The organism is Streptomyces sp. NPDC056373 (assembly GCF_042262425.1).
GTDB lineage: Bacteria > Actinomycetota > Actinomycetes > Streptomycetales > Streptomycetaceae > Streptomyces.
In genome coordinates this window covers 302,890-322,765 of sequence record NZ_JBHJPX010000006.1, presented here as the reverse complement: position 1 = coordinate 322,765, position 19,876 = coordinate 302,890, and the positions used below count along the sequence as shown (strand labels likewise).

Sequence of the window (19,876 nt, the reverse complement as noted above, 5' to 3'; positions counted from 1 at the left end):
CGGCGCGTTCAGGGCCGTGCTCAGTCGGTGTCCGTCGCGGCCAACATCGCCAGCTGCCGACATTCCGGCGAGACCGCGACCAGGCCGATGTCCCAGGCCACACGCTCGAACCACTTGGTGTTCGCGCTGAAGGCATACCAAGCGCACGCCCGTGCGCGTGCCTCGACCTCCTCTGCAGGACTGTCGTGCGCGGTACTGGAGAGGCTTGCCATGGACTGCCATGCGCCCAGACGGCCGTAGGCACCACGGACGCCATGGTTGTAGGCGCCGCCCGTGGACGCGGCGGCAAAGAGGACGCGCCAGACGTGCTCCAGGGGGCACACCACGACCGACAAGCCGGTCTTCTTCGTCCCCGCACCTTCTAGGCACTTCAGCCCAAGTGCCAACAGCATGCTCGGGACCGACTCGGCTACGAGAGGAGTTGCCAGATCGAAGGCTCGTGCTTCGATCCGGCCGTTCGACTCGTCGGCCCAGTTCGTCACAGCAGCACCGATGCTCTTGGTAACGGCTTCGGTCGTCGTCTCCTCGACTGTCGGCACCTGCGCCCGCCCATCACCCCGCACCTCTCGGTTCGCCGACGGGCCGTATGGCATCGAGTGGCTGCCTCCGCGCGCGTTGTAACTAGGAAGATCAGGCTGGCCTTCCACCTCCGACAGCGCCAACGGCAGCCATCGCAGAGGATGATGACTCCAGTGCGGCGACGTCGCCCACCCGGCGATCCCCGGTGCCTCCATGACGTCGACGCCTCTGAGTACCAGTTCATGGACCAGACACGCGCGCAGTTCCTCGGTGGCGTGTCCGGTGAACGCCACTGCGAGTTCCTCGGCCGGTTGGCTGGAGGCCAGCAGGGAGGCGGTATAGCGGTCCAGCTTCCGGCCGGCGGCCTCCGCCGAAGAGACCAACCGCAGTGTTTGAGCGACGTTGCCGGGACCGGGCGTGGTGGCCATGAGCCGGAGCAGGTAGTCGAAAACACTCCTGTACTGCCATGTCCGCCCGGCGTCGGACGCCTCAGCCCCGGCGAGGGCGATGGCGAGATCCGCGACGAAGGCAGCGTCCCCCCGCTCAAGACTGCGGTCAGCCGTCTTCCACACGTCGGTGACGCTCTTCAGGCCCGGCAGCTTCGTCACGATCTTCTGTATGCGGTCAGCCACGGCAACGAAGCGTATGCGTCCCGCGGCGTGATAGCGACGGGATTTTACGCAGGTCACCGCAGCCGTCTCAGCCCCCGCACTGCTGGAGCATCATTTCCTTGTCCGGGGCCGTCACCGGGAGTTCGTACTTCCCCGCCACTTGCGCGAACCGCACCGCGTATGAACACCGGATCGCCTTGTTCGGCGGCAGCCAGGACGCCGGCCCGGAGTCGCTCTTGGAGGCGTTGAGGGAGCCCGAGACCGGTAGAAGGTTCAGCACGTCGTTGGCCAGCTGCTCCCGCTTGTCCTTGCTCCAGCCGGAAGCCCCCATCTGCCAGGCGTACGACAGCGGCACCACGTGGTCTATCTGGACCTCGGTGGCCTTCGCTTTCTTCCAGGCAATGTCCTTGCCGGTGTACGGGTCGTACAGGGTCATCGAGACGACCACACAGTCCGAACCGGACCGGAAGGTGACCTTCTGACCATCACGTTTCAGTAGGTCGTTCCGGGTTATCTGCAGCTCTTTCATCGATGCGATGCACATGAGGCACAGCCGTAACCCGTTCCTGTCCCTCACCGTTATCGGTCATGCCATGAGGCACATGAGCGACAGCGGAGACAGGAAACAGACCCATGACGTTGTGCACAGAGAAGGCCGTCTCACCCACCACCGGCGAGACCACCTGGCTCCTGGTCGACGAGGAGACGTACGCGCCTCACCCCGAAGCCCGTGAGTTCTCCCTGTATCTGCGCGGAGCTGGGCGGTCACCGCAGACACAGCGCGCGTACATCCCCAGAATCGGCCGCTTCCTCAATTGGTGCGCAGAGCGGGGCACCGACTGGAGGACCGTCCGGCTCGGGGACATGAGCCTGTTCAAGTTCCACGTCGAACGGACACCGACCCAGTACGGGCGGCTTCCGTCCGGCAAGACGGTCAACGCCACGCTCACTGCGGTGTGTGAGTTCCTCCGCTTCTGCGCAGTCCAGGGACATGTGGATCACGAAGTCGCCGCGCGTCTCAGCGAGCCGCGCTTCCTCGCCCACGCCCCGGCCGGCTTCGATCCCGGCGAGGGCGGCCAGCACCTGATGGTCAAAGCCCGCGTCCTGAAGGCGCCGGAGATCGAGCGGGCACCACAGACGCTCACTGGCGTCCAGACGGAGCAGGTCATCGACGCCGCTCGCACTGCGCGTGACCGGCTGCTGCTGGCCGTCCTGGTGGAAGGCGGCCTTCGCATCGGCGAAGCCCTTGGACTGCGGCGTGAGGACATGCATCTGCTCCCCGACTCCACGCACCTGGGCTGCCGAACCGCTGGCGCGCACCTGCACGTCAGGCCCCGGCGGGACAACGTCAACGGGGCGCGGGCCAAGGCCGGGCGCCCTCGCATGGTTCCGCTCACGCCGGAAGTGGTGCACCGATACCGCGATCATCTCGCCGAGCGTGAACAGGTAGTCGGCTCCGCCGACTGTGACTACGTCTTCCTCAACCTCGTCGGCGTGCACGCGGGGCGCCCGCTCTCCTACTCCAACACCAAGCAGGTGATCGAACGCATCGGGAAGCGCTGCGGATTCACCGCCCGGCCGCACATGATGCGGCACACAGCCGCCACTCGCTGGATCCGTAACGGGGTCGCCCCGGACGTCGTACAGGCCCTGCTGGGGCACGCCTCCTCGGCGAGCACCGCCGTCTACGTGCACGCCCAGGACGAGGATCTCCGCGCGGCCGTTGAGGCCGTCGAAAGTCTCGCGTCGGAGTTGCTGCGATGACCCTTGCGCTCCTCCGCTCCCCTGCCCTTCCTGCCGTCCCCGGTGCCCCGGAGTGGCCGTCGTGGCTCGCGGCACGCTTGCCGTCGGGCTGGCGCACGGGTGAGTGGGACCCCGTTCAGGCGCTCTTCACCGCCGATCCCGGCAACCCTACGACCAGCGTGTTCGTATGCTCCGTAGGAGCCTGTTGCACCCATGTAGCAAGTAACGGATCCCGCTGCGACGCCTGCCGTAAAGCCCGCTACCTTCTGGGCAATCCCGCGGACTTCGACGCCACGCACATCCCGGACCCGTCCCGCCGTCGGCCCAACACCTCCGCGAACGGGGCCATGCCGGGCGTCTCCCAGTTCTCGCTCGCGGGTGTAAGCCCCGCGGTCCGCCAGGAGCTCTTGTACGGGCTCCAGCAGCGCGACGACGCCGGAATCAGCCTGGTCCCCCAGCGGGTACGCCGCATTGTGGCCGGCCTCCCCGCCGGACTCGGCTCGCTCCTCGACCTGGACGCCTCCTTCTCCTCCGGGCTTCCGGCTGCGGCCTCCGGAGTCCTGAACGGTGTTCTCCTGCACGTCCGACGCGCACGCGTCGAGTTCGAGGGCACCGATCCGACCTCGGGCGACGTATGGGAGTGCGCTCTCATCGGGCTGACGGCAGGGCACGGTCGCAACTACGCCGCTGTCCACGGTGACATCGACTTCCGTCCGGTACGGCAGCGTTGGCTGCGAGAACTGGTCAAGGAGTACGGCCGCACGGCACGCCCCAACGTCATGGACCTGCGGCAGACCGTCTACGCAGCGACCATCGCGTCCTCCGCGCTGGCAGGCCGCCCCCACGGGGATGAGCCGGGGCTCCTCGCCATGGCCGACATGAACGCCGTAGTGGACCTGTTCCGGATCACCAAGCGTCCCGAGGACGGTCACGACTACTCCACCAGCCACCGCAGAGCCCTGCTCCGCCACTGGCGCACGTTCCTGGACTACGCCCGTCAGGCCGGGATGATGGACCACGTGCCCGGCGGGTTCGCGCTCAATCCCCGCTTCCACAGCATCGCCGCCGTGGAAGTGACCGAGGACGATCTCGGCCGTGCGATCCCCGAACACATCATCGCCCAGCTCGACGTGCATCTCGGTCTACTGGGCACCTCGACGGGGTACGCGAGCGGCGGCTGGACGGCCGCCGACTTCGCGCGGATGTACCAGGTGGTCTACGCGGTCCTCCGGGACACCGGCCGCCGTCCGGGCGAGGTCACCAGCCTGCACCGCGACTGCCTGGAGCGGGTCGACGGCAAACCGACGCTGATCTACGACAACCACAAGCGGCGACGCCACGGCCGTCGGCTGCCCATCTCGGAGAGCACCGCCCAACTGATCGAAACCTGGCAGAAAGAGCTCAATGCGCTACCGGCCGTACCAGCCTGCGCCCAGTGGCTCTTTCCCTCGCCGGGACAGCGCAACCGTCCGCGCCGCAGACATCTGAACACTGCGCACTTCTGCAACCGGATCTTCCGGAACTGGGTCGACGAACTGATCCCAGACCTTGTGGACGACCGGCTCGACGAGGACGGCGCCCCTCTCGCCTACGACCGGACCCAGGTCGTCCCGTACGGCTTCCGCCACGCTTACGCCCAGCGCCATGCGGACGCGGGCACTCGCCCCGACGTCCTGAGGGAACTCATGGACCACCGTTCGCTGGACGTGACCATGGGCTACTACAAGGTCTCCCTCAGCCGAAAGCAGGAGGCCGTGCGGACGGTCGCGGCACTCGCCGTCGACCGGCACGGAGCAGCCCGCGGATTCGGCGATCCCCTCGCCTACGAGATGGAGAGCGTCGGGGTTCCCTACGGCGGCTGTACCGAGCCGAGCAACGTCAAGGCCGGCGGCGGGCACTGCCGCATCCGCTTCCAGTGCGCCGGATGCGACTTCTACCGCCCCGATCCCTCCTACCTCCCCGCCTTGGAACAGCAGATCGCGGACCTGCGCGCCGACAAAGAAGCCGCCCTCGCGATGGAGGCCGCCGACTGGGTCGTGCGCAATCTCGATGACCAGATCCGCGCCTACTCGAAGTCGGCCGACGAGATGCGGCGGAAACTCGACGCGCTGCCCGCCGAGGAGCGGGCGGCCGTCGAATCCGCCTCACGCGAGCTGCGCAAGGCACGTTCGGCAGCGGCCTTCATCCCTCTGCAGACGCTGACGACACGGAACTCCGAATGAAAGTCCCTGCTGCTTCCGGCGGCAACGACCGGAACGCCCGGGTCGAGCGTCTGCGCGTCAGCCGCGCCAAGGACAGCGAAGACAAGACGAGGCGCGCGCTCGACGCCGTCGACGCCCTTCTCCGCGCGGGACGACGGCTCACCGTCGCCCAGGTAGCCCGGGAAGCCTCGGTGTCCACGTGGTTCGTCTACAACCAGCCCCAGGTGCACCAGGCCGTTCAGGACGGCATCACCGCCCAGCGAACGCGGGGACGCCAGAACTCCCACGCTCCGGAGGCGCCTCAGGTGTCCCCGGCCGGGTTGCGGACGGACCTGGCACTGGCCCGCGAAGAAATCAAGGACCTCAGGAAGGAGCGCGATCGGCTCCGTAACCGGGTCAGGCTGTCTCTCGGCGCCGAATTGGAGGGCGTGAACCAGCACGAGCTGATCAAGCGGGTGCAGCAGATCGAGCAGCGGAATACCGCGCTGGAGCAAGCGCTGTCAGAGGCCAGAGATCAGATCGCCGCCCTGGAGGGCCAACTGCGTGAGGCGGAGGACGACCTCACCGCCGCGCGAGCCAGTCTCCGCCGTGCCATGCGGGCTGTGCCGTCTCCATAGCCCTCGCGATACCGCCAATTCGCGGCTGTCCGGCTTCGTGCCGTCTTCCGGACAGCCGCGAGGAAGGTCGGCGAAGTGGGCAGGACTTGACCCCGAGCACCAGTCAGGACCGCGCTCAGTCGGTGTCCGTCGCGGCCAGCATCGCCAGCCGTCGGCGTTCTGGAGAGACCGCGACGAGGCCGATGTCCCAGGCCACACGCTCGAACCACTTGGTGTCGGCACCAAAGGCATACCAAGTGCATGCCCGTGCACTCACCTCGACCTCTTCCATGAGGCAGCCCTGCGCCGTACCGGAGAGGCCGGCCACGGACTGCCAAGCGGCCAGTCGGCCGTAGGCACCGCGGGCGCCGGAGTTGTAGGCACCGCCCATGGACGCGGCGGCGAAGAGAACCCGCCATGGGTGCTCCGGCGGGCAGGCCGCAACCGACAGGGCGGCCTTCTTCGTCCCCGCGCCTTCCAGGCACTTCAGCCCGAGTGCCAACAGCACCCTCGGAACCGACTCGGCTTCCAGAGGAGCTGCCAGGTCGAAGACTCGTGCTTCGATCCGACCGTTCGACTCCTCGGCCCAGTTCGTCACAGCAACACCGGTGGCCTTGGCAACGGCTTCGGTCGTCGTCTCCTCGACCGGCGGCACAGGTGCCCGGTCATCACGCGGCACCTCACGGTTCGCCGGCGGGCCATACGGCATCGAGTGGCTGCCGCCGCGCGTGCTGTAGTTCGGCAGATCCGGCCGGCCCTCCAGCTCCGACAGCGCCAACGGCAGCCACCCCAGCGGATGAAACCTCCAGTGCGGCGACGTCGCCCACTCGGCGATCCCCGGTGACTCCGTGACGTCGACGCCTCTGAGAACCAGCTCATGGACCAGGCACGCCCGAAGTTCCTCAGTGGCGTGTCCAGTGAACGCCACTGCGAGCTCCTCGGCCGGTTGGCTGGAGGCCAGCAGGGAGGCGGTATGGCGGTCCAGCTTCCTGTCAGCGGCCTCCGCGGAAGAAACCAGCCGCAGTGCCTGGGCGACGTTGCCGGGACCGGGTGTGGTGGCCAGCAGCCGGAGCAGATAGTCGAAGACACTCCTGTACTGCCATATCCGCCCGGCGTCAGAGGCGTAGACCCCGGCGAGCGCGATAGCGAGGTCCGCGACGAAAGCAGCGTCTCCCCGCCCGAGACTGAGGTCCGCCGTCTTCCACACGTCGGTGACGCTCTTCATGCCAGGCAGCTTCGTCACGATCTTCTGTATGCGATCAGCCACGCCAATGGAGCCTATGCGTCCCACAGCCCGAAAGCGACAGCATTTCCCCAGTTCAACGCGGCCCTCAGACCCCGCACTGCTTGAGCATCATGCTCTTGTCCGGGGCCGTCACCGGGAGCCCGTACTTTTCCGCGACCTGCGCGAACCGCACCGCGTACGAGCACCGGATCGACTTGTTCGGGGGCAGCCAGGACGCCGGGCCCGAGTCCCGCTTGGCGGAGTTCGTGGAGCCCGAGACCGGCAGGAGATTCAGCACGTCGTTGGCCAACTGCTCCCGCTTCTCCTTGCTCCAACGCGAGGCACCCATCTGCCAGGCGTACGACAACGGCACCACATGGTCAATCTGCACCTCGGTGGCCTTGGCCTTCTTCCAGGCGATGTCCTTGCCGGTGTACGGGTCGTACAGATCCATCGACACGACCACGCAGTCGGAACCCGCGCGGAACTGGACGTTCCGGCCGTGGAGCTTCAGCAAGTCGTTTCGCGTGTCACAACCATTCCTCGCCAGCGGCACCCCGTCCGCCGTGTCCATCCACGCATAGCCGAACTTGTCCCGTTCGTAGCCCGTCTTCGGCCCGCGCCCCTTGACTATGAGCTCGGCGACGAGCTTGCGCGCGTTGGCCTTGTCCGCCTCCGACGTGAGCGCGCCGAGCCCCGGCTTCATTCCGTCCGGATTCGTCAGCGGGCTCGCCGCCCGCCCGGCAGTGGTGTCTGGTCCGGACCCCGCAGAGCTGCCGCCCGAGTCCAGGTCATCGCAGCCCGCAACGAGCGCGGCAGCAGCGGCGACCGTAAGGACCGCCCTCTTCCCGCGAATAGACAGCGTCCTGTGACTCATGTGCCTCGCATTACGCACAGCCGACCACACCCTGCATACGCTGCGAGAACAGGCCCACCACAGCGCGAACCATAGAGATAATCCGGGAGTCGCAGCCGTTGTGGGAGAAGGGGACGTCGCGCGGGGCCGAGTCCATCCAGGCGTAGCCGAACTTGTCCCGTTCATAGCCCGTCCTGGGGCCGCGCCCCTTCGTCACCACCTTCTCGATCAGGGCACGCGCCCGCTCCTTGTCCGCGCCGGACGTGACAGCCGCCAGCCCCGGCTTCGTGCCGTCCGGGTTGTCCAGCGGGTTCACGGCCCGGCCGTCGCCGGCGGCCGGGCCCCCGGAACCGGAGGAGCCACCGCCGTCCGCGGGCGGGGCCAGGCCCTCGCAGCCGGCCAGCGCCGAACCGGTGAACACCATCGCGACAGCCAGTGCCGCCCCGCCCCTCAGACGCCTCACCCTGCGCCCCTCCTCTTTGTGCCTGTTCCGCTCCGGCACGGGCGGCCCGTGCCGGAGCCCACCGTAGCGAGGAAGAGGTTCAGACCACATCGGGCCTCAAGGCGCATTCTTCACATCTCGCGCGTATCGTCGGTTCTGACTGACTTCCGGAGGGAGCTTTGCATGGGCATCTTCGACAAGTTCAAGAGTCAGGCGCGGCACAAGGGCAAGCAGGGCTCTGACACCGCGGAACAGCGGATCAACGAGAGGACCGGGGGCAAGTACGAGGATCAGGTCGACTCCGGCCAGCAGCGCGTAGAGGGCTCGCTGGGCATGGACCGCGACCGCGACCGGCCCGAACAGCAGTAGCCCTCTCCTCCGAGGCCGTCCGCGGAGACCCGGGGATCCGGACGCGTCTCCAGCGGGCGGCTTCCCACGTCCGGAGTGTGTGGCCGCCCTTCGATCTTGACACTTGACCTTGCCACTGACGTCAGGGTCGGACGATCCCCGCATGACATCTCCGCACCCGAACAAGCAGGACAACGCGCGGACGACGCCCCGAACCGTGCTCGTCACCGGCGCCGGAACCGGCATAGGCCGCGCCACCGCGCGGGCCTTCGCCGACGAGGGCGCACATGTCGTGGCGGTGGGCCGCCGCGAGGCGCCCCTCCTCGACACCGCCGCCCATGCGCCGGCCCTCATCAGCCCGCTCGTCGCCGACATCACGGCAGCCGACGGTCCGGAGACCGCCGTCCGTGGGGCACTCGACCGGCACGGCCGTATCGACGTGCTGGTGAACAACGCCGGAATCGTCGACGCCCGGTCCCTGCGGACCTACACGCGCGCCACCGTCGAACCGCTGCTCGCCACGAACCTCCTCGCCCCCGTCCTGCTCACCCAGGCGGCGCTCCCGGCACTGGAGGACAGCCGAGGTGTCATCGTGAACGTCACGACATCGGTGGGACAGCGCGGCTGGCCCGGCAATTCCCTGTACGCGGCCGGGAAGGCGGCACTGGAGGTGCTCACCCGCAGCTGGGCCGTCGAGCTCGCGCCCCTCGGGATTCGGGTCGCCGCCGTGGCGCCGGGCGCGATCGACACACCCATCGGCGAACACGCCGGCCACACCCCCGAACAGCAGGCCGCGATCCGCGCGTGGCAGCTCGATCACACGCCGCTCGGACGGGTCGGCCGGCCCGAGGAGGTGGCGTGGGCGATCACCCGGCTTGCCTCGCCGCAGGCCTCGTTCGTCACCGGCGTGATCCTTCCGGTGGACGGCGGCGCGGTCGTCACATGACACTGGCGCGCATGGCAGCACCTCGTATCCGGATCGGTGAGCTCGCCGAGGCGACCGGCACGTCAGCACGCGCCCTGCGTCACTACGAGCAGGCGGGCCTCATCTCCTCCGAACGGGCCCCGAACGGCTATCGCCTGTACGACGCGGCCGCGGCCGTGCGCGTCCGCAACATCCGTCAGCTGCTCGACGTGGGGCTGACGCTCGACGACGCACGGGTGTTCCTGCCGTGCCTGGACGGTGACGTCGCGGCCGGGCCCGCCTCCGAAAAGGGGCTGCGGGTAGCCGCCGACCGACTCGCGGTGCTGGAGGCCCGTATCGCCGCGCAGGTCGCCGTGCGCGACCGGCTTGCGACGGCACTGCGTCAGGCCGCCGTCGGCACACACACCTCGGCAGCGGCCCCTCCGCACCGGGCAACCGGTGCACGGGCACGGACGGTGGCCTGACCACCCCTCAGCGGAGCCGGGGCGTCAGCGGCGCCCCGGCCACCGACGCGTCACGACCCCAGCACAGACGTCAGGAACTCCCCGACCCACGCCAGCAGTTCCCGCCCGACCAGCGGCTTGCCGCCCACCTTCGCGGTCTTCGGGCGCGGCACCAGCACCTGGTGGACCGTCGGCTTGATGACCGCCCCGGGGTACAGCCGCTTGAGCCGCAGCTCCTGCGACTCGCGCAACTCCACCGGCGCGAACCGGATGTTGGTGCCCTGGAGCACGATCTCGCCGACCCCGCACGCACGGGCGAACATCCGCATACCGGCGACGAGCAGCAGGTTCTCCACCGGCTCGGGCAGCTTGCCGTAACGGTCGACGAGTTCCTCGCGGACCGCCTTGATGTCCTCCTCCGAGTTGGCGGAGGCGATGGCGCGGTACGCCTGGAGGCGGAGCCGCTCGCCGGGCGCGTAGTCGTGCGGGACGTGCGCGTCGACGGGCAGCTCGATCTTGACCTCGAGCGGCGGCTCCTCCTCGATCTCACCGGTCTCCAGCTGGCGCCGGTAGTCCGCGACGGCCTCGCCGACCATCCGCACGTACAGGTCGAAGCCGACGCCCGCGATGTGTCCGGACTGCTCGCCGCCGAGGAGGTTGCCCGCGCCGCGGATCTCCAGGTCCTTCATCGCCACGTACATGCCCGCGCCCATCTCCGTGTGCTGGGCGATGGTCGCGAGCCGCTCGTGCGCGGTCTCGGTCAGCGGCTTCTCCGGCGGGTAGAGGAAGTAGGCGTAGCCGCGCTCGCGGCCACGTCCCACCCGGCCGCGCAGCTGGTGGAGCTGGCTGAGCCCGAAGTTGTCGCCGCGCTCCACGATCAGGGTGTTGGCGTTGGAGATGTCGATGCCGGACTCCACGATCGTCGTGGACACCAGCACGTCGAACTTCTTCTCCCAGAAGTCGACGACGACCTGCTCCAGCGCCTGTTCCGACATCTGGCCGTGGGCCGTGGCGATGCGTGCCTCGGGGACGATCTCGCGCAGCCGGGCCGCCGCACGGTCGATCGACTCGACGCGGTTGTGGATGTAGAAGACCTGGCCCTCGCGCAGCAGCTCACGGCGGATCGCGGCGCCGATCTGCTTCTCCTCGTAGGGGCCGACGAAGGTCAGCACCGGGTGGCGCTCCTCCGGCGGGGTGGTGATCGTCGACATCTCGCGGATGCCGGTGACCGCCATCTCCAGGGTCCGGGGGATGGGCGTCGCGGACATCGTCAGCACGTCGACGTTCGCGCGGAGCTTCTTCAGCTGCTCCTTGTGCTCGACCCCGAAGCGCTGCTCCTCGTCGACGATGACCAGGCCCAGGTCCTTGAACTTCGTCTCGGACGAGAACAGGCGGTGGGTGCCGATGACGATGTCGACCGAGCCCTCGCGCAGCCCCTCCAGGACCGCCTTGGCCTCGGTGTCGGTCTGGAAGCGGGACAGGGCCTTCACGCTGACCGGGAACTGTGCGTAGCGCTCGCTGAACGTCCCGAAGTGCTGCTGCACGAGCAGGGTCGTGGGGACGAGGACGGCCACCTGCTTGCCGTCCTGGACGGCCTTGAAGGCGGCCCGGACCGCGATCTCGGTCTTGCCGTAGCCGACGTCGCCGCAGATCAGGCGGTCCATGGGGACCGTCTTCTCCATGTCCTCCTTGACCTCGGCGATGGTGGTGAGCTGGTCGGGCGTCTCCGCGTAGGGGAAGGCGTCCTCCAGCTCGCGCTGCCAGGGGGTGTCCGTCCCGAAGGCGTGTCCTGGGGCAGCCATGCGCGCGCTGTACAGCTTGATGAGGTCGGCGGCGATCTCCTTGACGGCCTTCTTCGCGCGGGCCTTGGTCTTCGTCCAGTCCGCGCCGCCGAGGCGGTGCAGGGTGGGGGCCTCGCCGCCGACGTACTTGGTGATCTGCTCCAGCTGGTCGGTGGGGATGTACAGGCGGTCGCCGGGCTGGCCCCGCTTGGCGGGGGCGTACTCGACGACCAGGTACTCGCGGGTCGCGCCCTGCACGACGCGCTGCACCATCTCGATGTAGCGGCCCACGCCGTGCTGTTCGTGGACGATGTAGTCGCCCGGCTCCAGCGTGAGCGGGTCGATGGTCTTACGGCGGCGCGCCGGCATCCGGGCGCCGTCGCGGCCGGACGCCTTCTGGCCCGACAGGTCCGTCTCGGTCAGGACGGCGAGGCCGAGGGCCGCGTCGACGAAGCCGTGGTCGATCGAGCCGCACGCCACGTGCACGACGGACGGGGAGATCTCGGCGAGGTCGGAGTCGAGGCGGGCCGCGATGCCCTCGCCGCCCAGCACCTCGACCGTACGTGCCGCGGGGCCGTGGCCCTCGGTGACGAACACGGTGCGCCATCCGTCGGCGAGCCACCCCTTGGTGTCGGCGAGGGCCTTGGCGGTGTCGCCGCGGTAGGTCTCCGGGGCGTGCATGCCCAGCTTGAGGGTGTCCCCAGCCGCGTCGGCGCCGTAGGTGTCGGTGAGCTCCTCGTCCGCGGCGAACGGCGACACCGACCACCACATCATGTCCAGCTCGCGGGCCCGGTCCCGGACGTCCGCGATGGACCACAGGGAGGCCGCGCCGACGTCGATGGGGGCCTCGCCGCCGCCGGCGGTGGCCGCCCAGGAGGCCTGGAGGAACTCCTGCGAGGTGGCCACGAGGTCCGACGCGCGCGTGCGCACCCGCTCCGGGTCGCACACCACGGCCATGGCGCCCTTGGGCAGCACGTCGAGCAGCAGCTCCATGTCGTCGACGAGGACGGGCGCGAGGGACTCCATGCCCTCGACTGCGATGCCCTCGGCGATCTTGCCGAGGAGCTCACCGAGCTCGGGGTGCTGTTCGGCCAGGGCACGCGCCCGTTCGCGGACGTCCTCGGTGAGCAGCAGCTCGCGGCACGGCGGCGCCCACAGGCCGTGCTCGGCGACTTCGAGGGAGCGCTGGTCGGCGACCTTGAAGTAGCGGATCTCCTCGACGTCGTCGCCCCAGAACTCGACGCGCAGGGGGTGTTCCTCGGTGGGCGGGAACACGTCGAGGATGCCGCCGCGCACGGCGAACTCGCCGCGCTTCTCGACGAGCTCCACGCGCGCGTAGGCGGCGGCCGCGAGTGCTTCGACGATCTCACCGAGGTCCGCGCTCTGTCCGGTTCTCAGGGAGACAGGCTCCAGGTCGCCGAGGCCCTTGACCTGCGGCTGGAGCACGGACCGCACGGGTGCGACGACGACCGAGACGGGGCCGGTCTCGGGGTCGTCGGGGCGGGGGTGGGCCAGTCGGCGCAGCACGGCCAGGCGGCGGCCGACGGTGTCGCTGCGGGGGCTGAGCCGCTCGTGCGGGAGCGTCTCCCAGGACGGGTACTCCACGACTCCCTCGGCCGGGAGGAGGGAGCGCAGGGCCGCTGCCAGGTCCTCCGCCTCACGGCCCGTGGCCGTGACCGCCAGCACCGGGCGGGCCGTCTCACGGGCCAGGGCGGCGACCGCGAAGGGCCGGGCCGCAGGGGGGCCGACCAGGTCGACGTGCATGCGGTTGCCGTCTGCGGCGGCCCTGATCGCTTCCGCGAGGGCGGCGTCCTTGACTACGGCGTCGAGCAGACCGTGCAGGCTCATTCGGGGCTTTCCGTCCAGGGGGGTGGGCAACACCACGGGCCCGACGCGCGCCGCGGGCCGGGGGGTCTCCAGCGTACGTCGCTGCGCGGCCGGGCGTCGGGGCCTGTGGATGACGCACCCGGATGTGAGGTGCTCGGCGTTGTCGCAAGGCCCCTGGGGGGCTCCGCCCCCTGGACCCCCGGGCCCCATGTCCACCCGCCGCCCGGAACGGGCGAGCAGGAAGCCGGGCTCGCGGGTCGTCGAAACGCCCGGCGCCGGGGAGCCCTGGACTGGACTCCCCGGCGCCGGGTCCCCCGCAACCCCCGTGTGCGGTGGTTCTCGGTGACGACCCGCTACTCCGTCGCGATGGCGTTCAGGACGTTCATCCGGCCTGCCCGGAACGCCGGGACGAGTGCCGCGAACAGGCCCACGAACGCCGAGCCGATGAAGACGCCGATGATCGTCGGCCAGGGGATGTCCAGGACCATCAGGCCCTCGAGGGCGAGCAGCTGCTGTGCCGTCGCGCCCCAGCCCATGCCCAGTCCGAGGCCCAGCAGGGCACCGAAGAGGGCGATGACGACCGACTCCATACGGATCATGCGGCGCAGCTGGCGGCGGGAGAGGCCGATCGCCCGCATCAGGCCGATCTCGCGGGTGCGCTCCACCACCGACAGGGCCAGGGTGTTCACGACGCCCAGGACGGCGACGATGATCGCCAGGGCCAGCAGGCCGTAGATCATGTTGAGCAGCTGGCCGATCTGGTCCTTCAGGGCGTCCTTGTAGTCGGTCTGGTCGCGCACGGTGTACTGCGGGTAGTCGTGCAGCGCCGACTTCAGGGACGTGTAGGCGGCGTCCTGCCGTCCGTCCTCGGCGCTGACGAAGAGCAGCTGGTCCAGGGGCATCTTGTCGGCCGGGACGTACTTCGCCATCGTCGAGATGGACGTGTACATCGCGCCCGCGTCGATCACGACGTCGCTGCTGGTGATCGCCCGGACCGTCAGGTCGGCGCTACGGCCGTCGGTGAAGGCCACCTTGATCTTGGAGCCGAGGCCGATGCGGTGGTGCTTGGCGAACTTCTCGTGCACGGACATCGAGTCGGGCTTGTAGGCGTCGGGGAGCTTGCCGGCGACGGTCTCGGTGCGCAGGTCCGTCGCGTAGGACGGGTCGGCCGCGGTGATCGCCGTGTCCTTGAGCGTCTTGCCGTCGGGGGTGGTGAAGTCGGCCTCGGTCCACTTGTACTCGGTGACCCGCTCCACGTCCGTCGCCGACTTCGCGGCCTTGACCGCCTGCGGGGTGATCAGCTGGCCGCTGTCGGACTGGATGATGAAGTCGGTGCCGACGGTCTTGTCGAGCTGGTCGGTGGCGGACGCCACCATGGAGGAGCCGACCACCGACAGGCAGGCCACCAGGGCGAGCCCGATCATCAGCGCGGCGCCGGTCGCGCCGGTACGGCGCGGGTTGCGCAGGGCGTTGCGCTCGGCCATGCGGCCGACGGGGCCGAACATGCGCAGCAGGACGGCGCCCAGGACGCGGACCACGGCGCCGGCGAGCAGCGGGCCGATGACGACGAAGCCGATCAGCGACAGCACGATGCCGAGGCCGAGCCACATGGAGCCGTCCTTGGCCTTGTCGGCCGCCGACGCGAGGTAGAGGGCGAAGCCGCCGGTGCCGGTGAGGACCGTGCCGATCGCGGCCCGGATCCAGCCGGCCTTGGCGTCCGCGGGGGCTCCCGCGTCGCGCAGGGCGGCCATCGGGGAGATCTTGCCGGCGCGCCGGGCGGGCAGGTAGGCGGCCAGCACGGTGACGATCACGCCGAGGACGAGGCCGACCACGGGGGTCGTCCAGGCGACGGTGAGGTCGTCGGTGGACAGTTCCATGCCCATCTGGCCCATGAGCTTCATCAGGCCGACGGCGAGGCCGACGCCCGCGCCGACGCCGAGCACCGATCCGGCGACGCCGAGCAGCAGCGCCTCGGCCAGCACGGAGCGGTTGACCTGCTTGCGGGAGGAGCCGACGGCCCGCATCAGGCCGATCTCCCGGGTGCGCTGGGCGACCAGCATGGAGAAGGTGTTGATGATCAGGAAGATGCCGACGAGGAAGGCGATCCCGGCGAAGCCGAGCATCGCGTACTTCATGACGTTCATGAAGCCCTCGACGTCCTTCTGGTTGGCGTCGGCGGTCTCCTTGGCCGTCTTCACCTGGAAGCCGCCGCCGAGTTCGGCCGTGACGTTCTTCTTCAGCTGCGCGTCGCTGACGCCGGCGGCCGCGGTGACGTTGACGTTGGTGTACACGTCGCTCTCGCCGACCAGGGTCCGCTGGGCGGTCTTCGTGTCGACGTAGAAGATCGCGGCGCCGGGGTTGGTGACGGTGAAGTCGGCGATGCCGGAGATCTTCGCGGTGTGGGTGCCGACGGCGCTGATCACACCGATCTCGTCACCGAGCTTCAGGTCGTGCTTGTCGGCGGTGTCGGCGTCGACCATGATCTGCCCGGCCCCCTTGGGCGCCGCGCCGGAGGTGATCTTCATGGTGCGGGCGTCGTTGCCGTTCCAGCTGCCCACGATGGTCGGGGCGCCGCTGGAGGGCGACAGGTTGTCCTTGTCGCCGTCGACGACGGTCACCGAGGTGGAGAACACCGTTCCCTCGGCGGACTTCACGCCCTGCGCCTTGCGGACCTCACCCAGCACGGAGGCCGGCATGACCGGCGGCTTGCCGTTGTCGGCGGTGGTCTCGCCGGTGTCGGAGGCGCCCTTGGCGCTCACCGTCACGTCGGAGGAGGTGGCCGCGAAGAGCTTGTCGAACGTCGTCGACATGGTGTCCGTGAAGACGAGCGTGCCGCAGACGAAGGCGACCGACAGCAGGACGGCGATCGCGGAGAGCGCCATCCTCCCCTTGTGCGCGAGGAAGTTGCGCATCGAGGTCTTCATGACGGTCATGACGTGCGCCCCCGGGCGTCGAAGTCCTTCATGCGGTCGAGCACGGCGTCCGCGGTCGGCTTGTACATCTCGTCGACGATGCGGCCGTCGGCGAGGTACAGCACGCGGTCCGCGTAACTGGCCGCCACGGGGTCGTGGGTGACCATCACGATGGTCTGGCCCAGCTCGTCGACGGACCGTCGCAGGAAGCCCAGGACCTCGGCGCCGGCGCGGGAGTCGAGGTTTCCGGTCGGCTCGTCCCCGAAGATGATCTCGGGCCGGGCGGCGAGTGCCCGGGCCACGGCGACGCGCTGCTGCTGGCCGCCGGACAGCTGGGTGGGCCGGTGCCTGAGGCGGTCGGCGAGCCCCACGGTCTCCACGACGCGCGTCAGCCACTCCTTGTCCGGCTTGCGGCCCGCGATGTCCATGGGCAGGGTGATGTTCTCGATCGCGTTCAGTGTCGGCAGCAGGTTGAACGCCTGGAAGATGAACCCGATCCGGTCCCGGCGCAGCCGTGTGAGCTTCTTGTCCTTCAGCCCGGTGATCTCGGTCTCGTCGAGATAGATCTGGCCGCCCGTCACGGTGTCGAGCCCGGCGAGGCAGTGCATGAGGGTGGACTTGCCGGACCCCGAGGGGCCCATGATCGCGGTGAACTGGCCGCGTGCGATGTCCACGTCGACGTGGTCGAGGGCGACGACCCGGGTCTCTCCGGATCCGTACGCCTTCACGACCTGCCGTGCCCGCGCGGCAACGGCCGTACGCCCTCCAGTACCCCCGTGCCTGGGAATGGTCACAGCCGAAGTCACGGTATGTCTCCTATATCGGTCAGCAGATGGTGAAGGCGGTCGCCCGGTCGGCAGCCGCTGTGCGCGGTGCCTGATCAGGAACCGTCCGACGCGTTTCAGTCTCGTGGCGGGGAGGGTTACCGCGCCCTGGTGTTCAGCGCAGTCTTTTGCTGTGGAAAACCCCACCCCCGCCGGTGTTCCGGACCGCCCCCCGGCGGCGTAAAGCCAGGTTAAGGAAGGCCCCCCGGCCCTCTCGTCCTCCGTCGGTACGAACCCTCCCCAGGTCGTAGTACGGAGGTACCCCTAGGGGCACTCCACCGGAGGGTGGAGGCCTTCTCAGGGTTCGCTCCACCCGTCGGCCCACCCAGGCTCCACCCTCCCGCTGCGTCCGGGTCAAGTGGGAAGCTGTCCGCGACAGATAGCTGCAAGGGGCAGACACACGAGGGGCCCGTGGCGCGGGCGTGGCCGGGGCGAGGGGGAGGCACCGGGTGGGCAGCACCAGTTCCGCGGCGCGTGAGGCCGCACGTCCCGCCGCGACCGGCCGGCGCGGGCCCGTCGTCGCGGCGTTGATGCTCTCGATGGCGCTGGCGGCGCTCGACGCGACCATCGTCTCGACCGCCGTCCCGCAGATCGTCGGGGACCTCGGAGGCTTCTCCGTCTTCTCCTGGCTGTTCTCCGGCTATCTGCTGGCCGTGACCGTCACCCTGCCCGTGTACGGCAAGCTCTCCGACACCTTCGGCCGCAAACCGGTCCTCATCGCCGGGTCGGTGGTCTTCCTGCTCGGGTCCCTGCTGTGCGCGCTGGCGTGGAACATGGGGGCGCTCATCGCCTTCCGCCTCGTGCAGGGCCTGGGCGGCGGCGCGCTGCAGGGCACGGTGCAGACGCTCGCCGCCGACCTGTACCCGCTGAAGGAGCGCCCCAGGATCCAGTCGAAGCTCTCCACGGTGTGGGCGGTGTCCGCGGTCGCCGGCCCGGGCCTGGGCGGGGTGCTCGCCGCGTACGCGGACTGGCGGTGGATCTTCCTGGTCAATCTGCCGATCGGCGCCGTCGCGTTGTGGCTGATCGTCCGTCACCTCCACGAGCCGGAGCGGGAGGCCACCGCGCACGCGCGCGTGGACTGGGCGGGGGCGCTCGCGGTGTTCGCCTGCGGCGGCGTTCTGCTCACGGCACTGGTGCAGGGCGGGGTGGCGTGGCCGTGGCTGTCGGCGCCCTCCCTGGCGCTGTTCGGCGCGGGACTCGCCCTGGTCGGGGTCGTGGTGCTGGTGGAGCGCCGGGCCGCGGACCCGATCATCCCGGGCTGGGTGTGGCGGCGCCGCACGATCGCCGCGGTCAATCTGGCCCTGGGCGCGCTGGGGCTGCTGATGGTCGCGCCGTCGGTCTTCCTGCCCACCTACGCCCAGTCGGTGCTGGGCCTCGCACCCGTGGCCGCCGGATTCGTGCTGTCCGTCTGGACGTTGAGCTGGCCGGTGTCGGCGGCCCTGAGCCAGCACGTGTACCGCAGGATCGGTTTCCGCAACACGGCGATGCTGGGCATCGGCACGGCCGCGCTGATCCTGTTCGCGTTCCCCTTCCTGCCCTATCCCGGGCAGGCGTGGCAGCCGACGCTGCTGATGCTGCTGCTGGGCTCCGCGCTGGGCCTGTTCCAGCTGCCGCTGATCGTCGGCGTGCAGTCGACGGTGGGCTGGGCGGAGCGCGGTACGACGACCGCGTCCGTGCTGTTCTGCCGCCAGACCGGCCAGACGATCGGCGCCGCGGTGTTCGGGGCGGTCGCCAACGGGGTGCTGGCCGCGCGGCTCGGCGGCGCGGGCGACCTGGACTCGGTGACGCGGGCGCTCGATTCGGGCAGCGCGCCGGAGGCGACCCGGCGGGCGATCGCCGAGGCGGTGCACGCGGTCTACCTGGGGGCGGCGTGCGCGGCGGCCCTGGCGTTCCTGGTGCTGCTGTTCCTCGCGCCCAGGAAATTCCCGGTGCTGACGGACTGACCCTCCGTATCGTCGGCGCCCATGGTGACCTTGGAGCCCCTGCGGGCGGATCACGCGGACGCCCTGCTGGCCTTCGAACGGGAGAACCGGGCGTACTTCGCCCGCACGGTGCCGGACCGCGGGGACGCCTTCTTCACGCCGGCCGGGTTCGCCGCCCGCCTCCGGGCGCTCCTGGAGGAGCAGCACGCGCGCGTGTGCCGCTTCCATGTCGTCCTCGGGGAGGACGGTGAGCTGATCGGCCGGGTGAACCTGATGGACCTGGTGGACGGCAGCGCCGAACTGGGCTACCGCGTCGGCGAACAGGCCGCGGGCCGGGGCGTGGCGACGGCGGCCGTCGCGCAGGTGTGCCGGCTGGCGGCGACCGACTACGGCCTGACGTCCCTCACCGCACGCACGACCCTCGACAACCCGGCTTCCATGAGGGTGCTGGCCCGCAGCGGTTTCGTCCGGGTGGAGAACGCGACGGTGGGTGGACGGCCGGGGGTCCGCTACGAGCGCAGGCTCCTCGACGCCGCCCCCGAGGGTCCTCAGGGCCCCCCGCAGCGTCCTTAGGGCCGGACGGCGACGGCAGAAGTTCCGCCCGGCGCGCTCTCGACCCCACCGGTGGTCGCGGCGCTGGTCCACCTCGGGCGAGGCACCGGGAACCGCGAGAAAGCCGAGTCGGCGCGGGTAACACCCGA

The 19,876-nt window shown here is 69.8% G+C and carries 15 protein-coding genes and 1 pseudogene; 8 read left to right on the top strand and 8 right to left on the bottom strand.

Translation table 11 applies throughout. From position 1 onward, the window contains the following. Positions 1-20: 20 nt before the first annotated feature. Both ACFCXS_RS15100 and ACFCXS_RS15095 read right to left on the bottom strand, forming a co-directional pair. Positions 21-1,151, bottom strand: a complete 1,131-nt coding sequence (locus ACFCXS_RS15100; RefSeq protein ID WP_376643679.1) for a DUF6183 family protein — start codon at positions 1,149-1,151, stop codon at positions 21-23. A gap of 67 nt (positions 1,152-1,218) precedes the next feature. Further along, positions 1,219-1,641: pseudogene (locus ACFCXS_RS15095) on the bottom strand (HNH endonuclease family protein); the annotation flags it as partial. A 122-nt stretch (positions 1,642-1,763) separates the two neighbouring features. On the opposite strand from ACFCXS_RS15095, the gene ACFCXS_RS15090 reads away from it, so the two are divergent. The 3 genes from ACFCXS_RS15090 (at position 1,764) to ACFCXS_RS15080 (ending at position 5,691) form a co-directional block, all read left to right on the top strand. Further along, positions 1,764-2,894, top strand: a complete 1,131-nt coding sequence (locus tag ACFCXS_RS15090; RefSeq protein ID WP_376643678.1) for a tyrosine-type recombinase/integrase — start codon at positions 1,764-1,766, stop codon at positions 2,892-2,894. A gap of 326 nt (positions 2,895-3,220) precedes the next feature. Continuing rightward, positions 3,221-5,095 (top strand): tyrosine-type recombinase/integrase, encoded by a 1,875-nt coding sequence (locus ACFCXS_RS15085; RefSeq protein ID WP_376643677.1) that lies wholly within the window; start codon positions 3,221-3,223, stop codon positions 5,093-5,095. Then, positions 5,092-5,691: a DUF6262 family protein gene (locus tag ACFCXS_RS15080; protein WP_376643676.1), complete on the top strand. Its 600-nt coding sequence runs from the start codon at positions 5,092-5,094 to the stop codon at positions 5,689-5,691. Before ACFCXS_RS15085 ends, ACFCXS_RS15080 begins: the two co-directional genes overlap by 4 nt. 115 nt (positions 5,692-5,806) lie before the next feature. On the opposite strand, the gene ACFCXS_RS15075 is transcribed toward ACFCXS_RS15080, so the two are convergent. The 3 genes from ACFCXS_RS15075 to ACFCXS_RS15065 form a co-directional block, all read right to left on the bottom strand. Continuing rightward, the gene (locus ACFCXS_RS15075; protein ID WP_376643675.1) at positions 5,807-6,937 is read right to left on the bottom strand and encodes a DUF6183 family protein; all 1,131 of its coding nucleotides are present in this window, start codon (positions 6,935-6,937) and stop codon (positions 5,807-5,809) included. A 64-nt stretch (positions 6,938-7,001) separates the two neighbouring features. After that, positions 7,002-7,772 (bottom strand): HNH endonuclease family protein, encoded by a 771-nt coding sequence (locus tag ACFCXS_RS15070; protein WP_376643674.1) that lies wholly within the window; start codon positions 7,770-7,772, stop codon positions 7,002-7,004. A gap of 10 nt (positions 7,773-7,782) precedes the next feature. Beyond that, entirely contained in the window at positions 7,783-8,214 is a 432-nt protein-coding gene (locus ACFCXS_RS15065) for a hypothetical protein (protein ID WP_376643673.1), read from the bottom strand. 162 nt (positions 8,215-8,376) lie between these two features. Here ACFCXS_RS15065 and ACFCXS_RS15060 point away from each other — a divergent pair, with 162 nt between their 5' ends. The 3 genes from ACFCXS_RS15060 to ACFCXS_RS15050 all read left to right on the top strand — a co-directional run bounded on the left by ACFCXS_RS15060 (position 8,377) and on the right by ACFCXS_RS15050 (position 9,930). After that, positions 8,377-8,562, top strand: coding sequence for an antitoxin (locus ACFCXS_RS15060; protein ID WP_053675779.1), 186 nt, complete (start codon positions 8,377-8,379; stop codon positions 8,560-8,562). 142 nt (positions 8,563-8,704) lie between these two features. Next, complete coding sequence (locus tag ACFCXS_RS15055) at positions 8,705-9,487, top strand: SDR family NAD(P)-dependent oxidoreductase (protein WP_376643672.1); 783 nt, start codon at positions 8,705-8,707, stop codon at positions 9,485-9,487. Between the two features lie 26 nt (positions 9,488-9,513). After that, entirely contained in the window at positions 9,514-9,930 is a 417-nt protein-coding gene (locus ACFCXS_RS15050; protein ID WP_376643838.1) for a MerR family transcriptional regulator, read from the top strand. Between the two features lie 50 nt (positions 9,931-9,980). On the opposite strand, the gene mfd is transcribed toward ACFCXS_RS15050, so the two are convergent. The 3 genes from mfd to ACFCXS_RS15035 form a co-directional block, all read right to left on the bottom strand. Beyond that, a complete protein-coding gene (gene mfd, locus ACFCXS_RS15045; protein WP_376643671.1) occupies positions 9,981-13,538 on the bottom strand; it encodes a transcription-repair coupling factor in 3,558 nt (1,185 codons plus the stop codon). A gap of 332 nt (positions 13,539-13,870) precedes the next feature. Continuing rightward, entirely contained in the window at positions 13,871-16,450 is a 2,580-nt protein-coding gene (locus ACFCXS_RS15040; RefSeq protein WP_376643670.1) for an ABC transporter permease, read from the bottom strand. Then, positions 16,447-17,235: an ABC transporter ATP-binding protein gene (locus ACFCXS_RS15035; RefSeq protein WP_376643669.1), complete on the bottom strand. Its 789-nt coding sequence runs from the start codon at positions 17,233-17,235 to the stop codon at positions 16,447-16,449. Before ACFCXS_RS15035 ends, ACFCXS_RS15040 begins: the two co-directional genes overlap by 4 nt. A gap of 467 nt (positions 17,236-17,702) precedes the next feature. Here ACFCXS_RS15035 and ACFCXS_RS15030 point away from each other — a divergent pair, with 467 nt between their 5' ends. Together ACFCXS_RS15030 and ACFCXS_RS15025 are read left to right on the top strand one after the other, a co-directional pair. Further along, positions 17,703-19,196: an MFS transporter gene (locus tag ACFCXS_RS15030; RefSeq protein WP_376643668.1), complete on the top strand. Its 1,494-nt coding sequence runs from the start codon at positions 17,703-17,705 to the stop codon at positions 19,194-19,196. 21 nt (positions 19,197-19,217) lie between these two features. Next, complete coding sequence (locus tag ACFCXS_RS15025; protein ID WP_376643667.1) at positions 19,218-19,748, top strand: GNAT family N-acetyltransferase; 531 nt, start codon at positions 19,218-19,220, stop codon at positions 19,746-19,748. Positions 19,749-19,876: the final 128 nt, after the last annotated feature.

Bases quoted from the DNA above. Each gene is read 5' to 3' on its own strand.
- ACFCXS_RS15090 (WP_376643678.1), top strand. From the start codon at position 1,764: ATGACGTTGTGCACAGAGAAGGCCGTCTCACCCACCACCGGCGAGACC.
- ACFCXS_RS15085 (WP_376643677.1), top strand. From the start codon at position 3,221: ATGCCGGGCGTCTCCCAGTTCTCGCTCGCGGGTGTAAGCCCCGCGGTC.
- ACFCXS_RS15080 (WP_376643676.1), top strand. From the start codon at position 5,092: ATGAAAGTCCCTGCTGCTTCCGGCGGCAACGACCGGAACGCCCGGGTC.
- ACFCXS_RS15070 (WP_376643674.1), bottom strand. From the start codon at position 7,772: ATGAGTCACAGGACGCTGTCTATTCGCGGGAAGAGGGCGGTCCTTACG.
- ACFCXS_RS15060 (WP_053675779.1), top strand. From the start codon at position 8,377: ATGGGCATCTTCGACAAGTTCAAGAGTCAGGCGCGGCACAAGGGCAAG.
- ACFCXS_RS15055 (WP_376643672.1), top strand. From the start codon at position 8,705: ATGACATCTCCGCACCCGAACAAGCAGGACAACGCGCGGACGACGCCC.
- mfd (WP_376643671.1), bottom strand. From the start codon at position 13,538: ATGAGCCTGCACGGTCTGCTCGACGCCGTAGTCAAGGACGCCGCCCTC.
- ACFCXS_RS15040 (WP_376643670.1), bottom strand. From the start codon at position 16,450: ATGACCGTCATGAAGACCTCGATGCGCAACTTCCTCGCGCACAAGGGG.
- ACFCXS_RS15025 (WP_376643667.1), top strand. From the start codon at position 19,218: ATGGTGACCTTGGAGCCCCTGCGGGCGGATCACGCGGACGCCCTGCTG.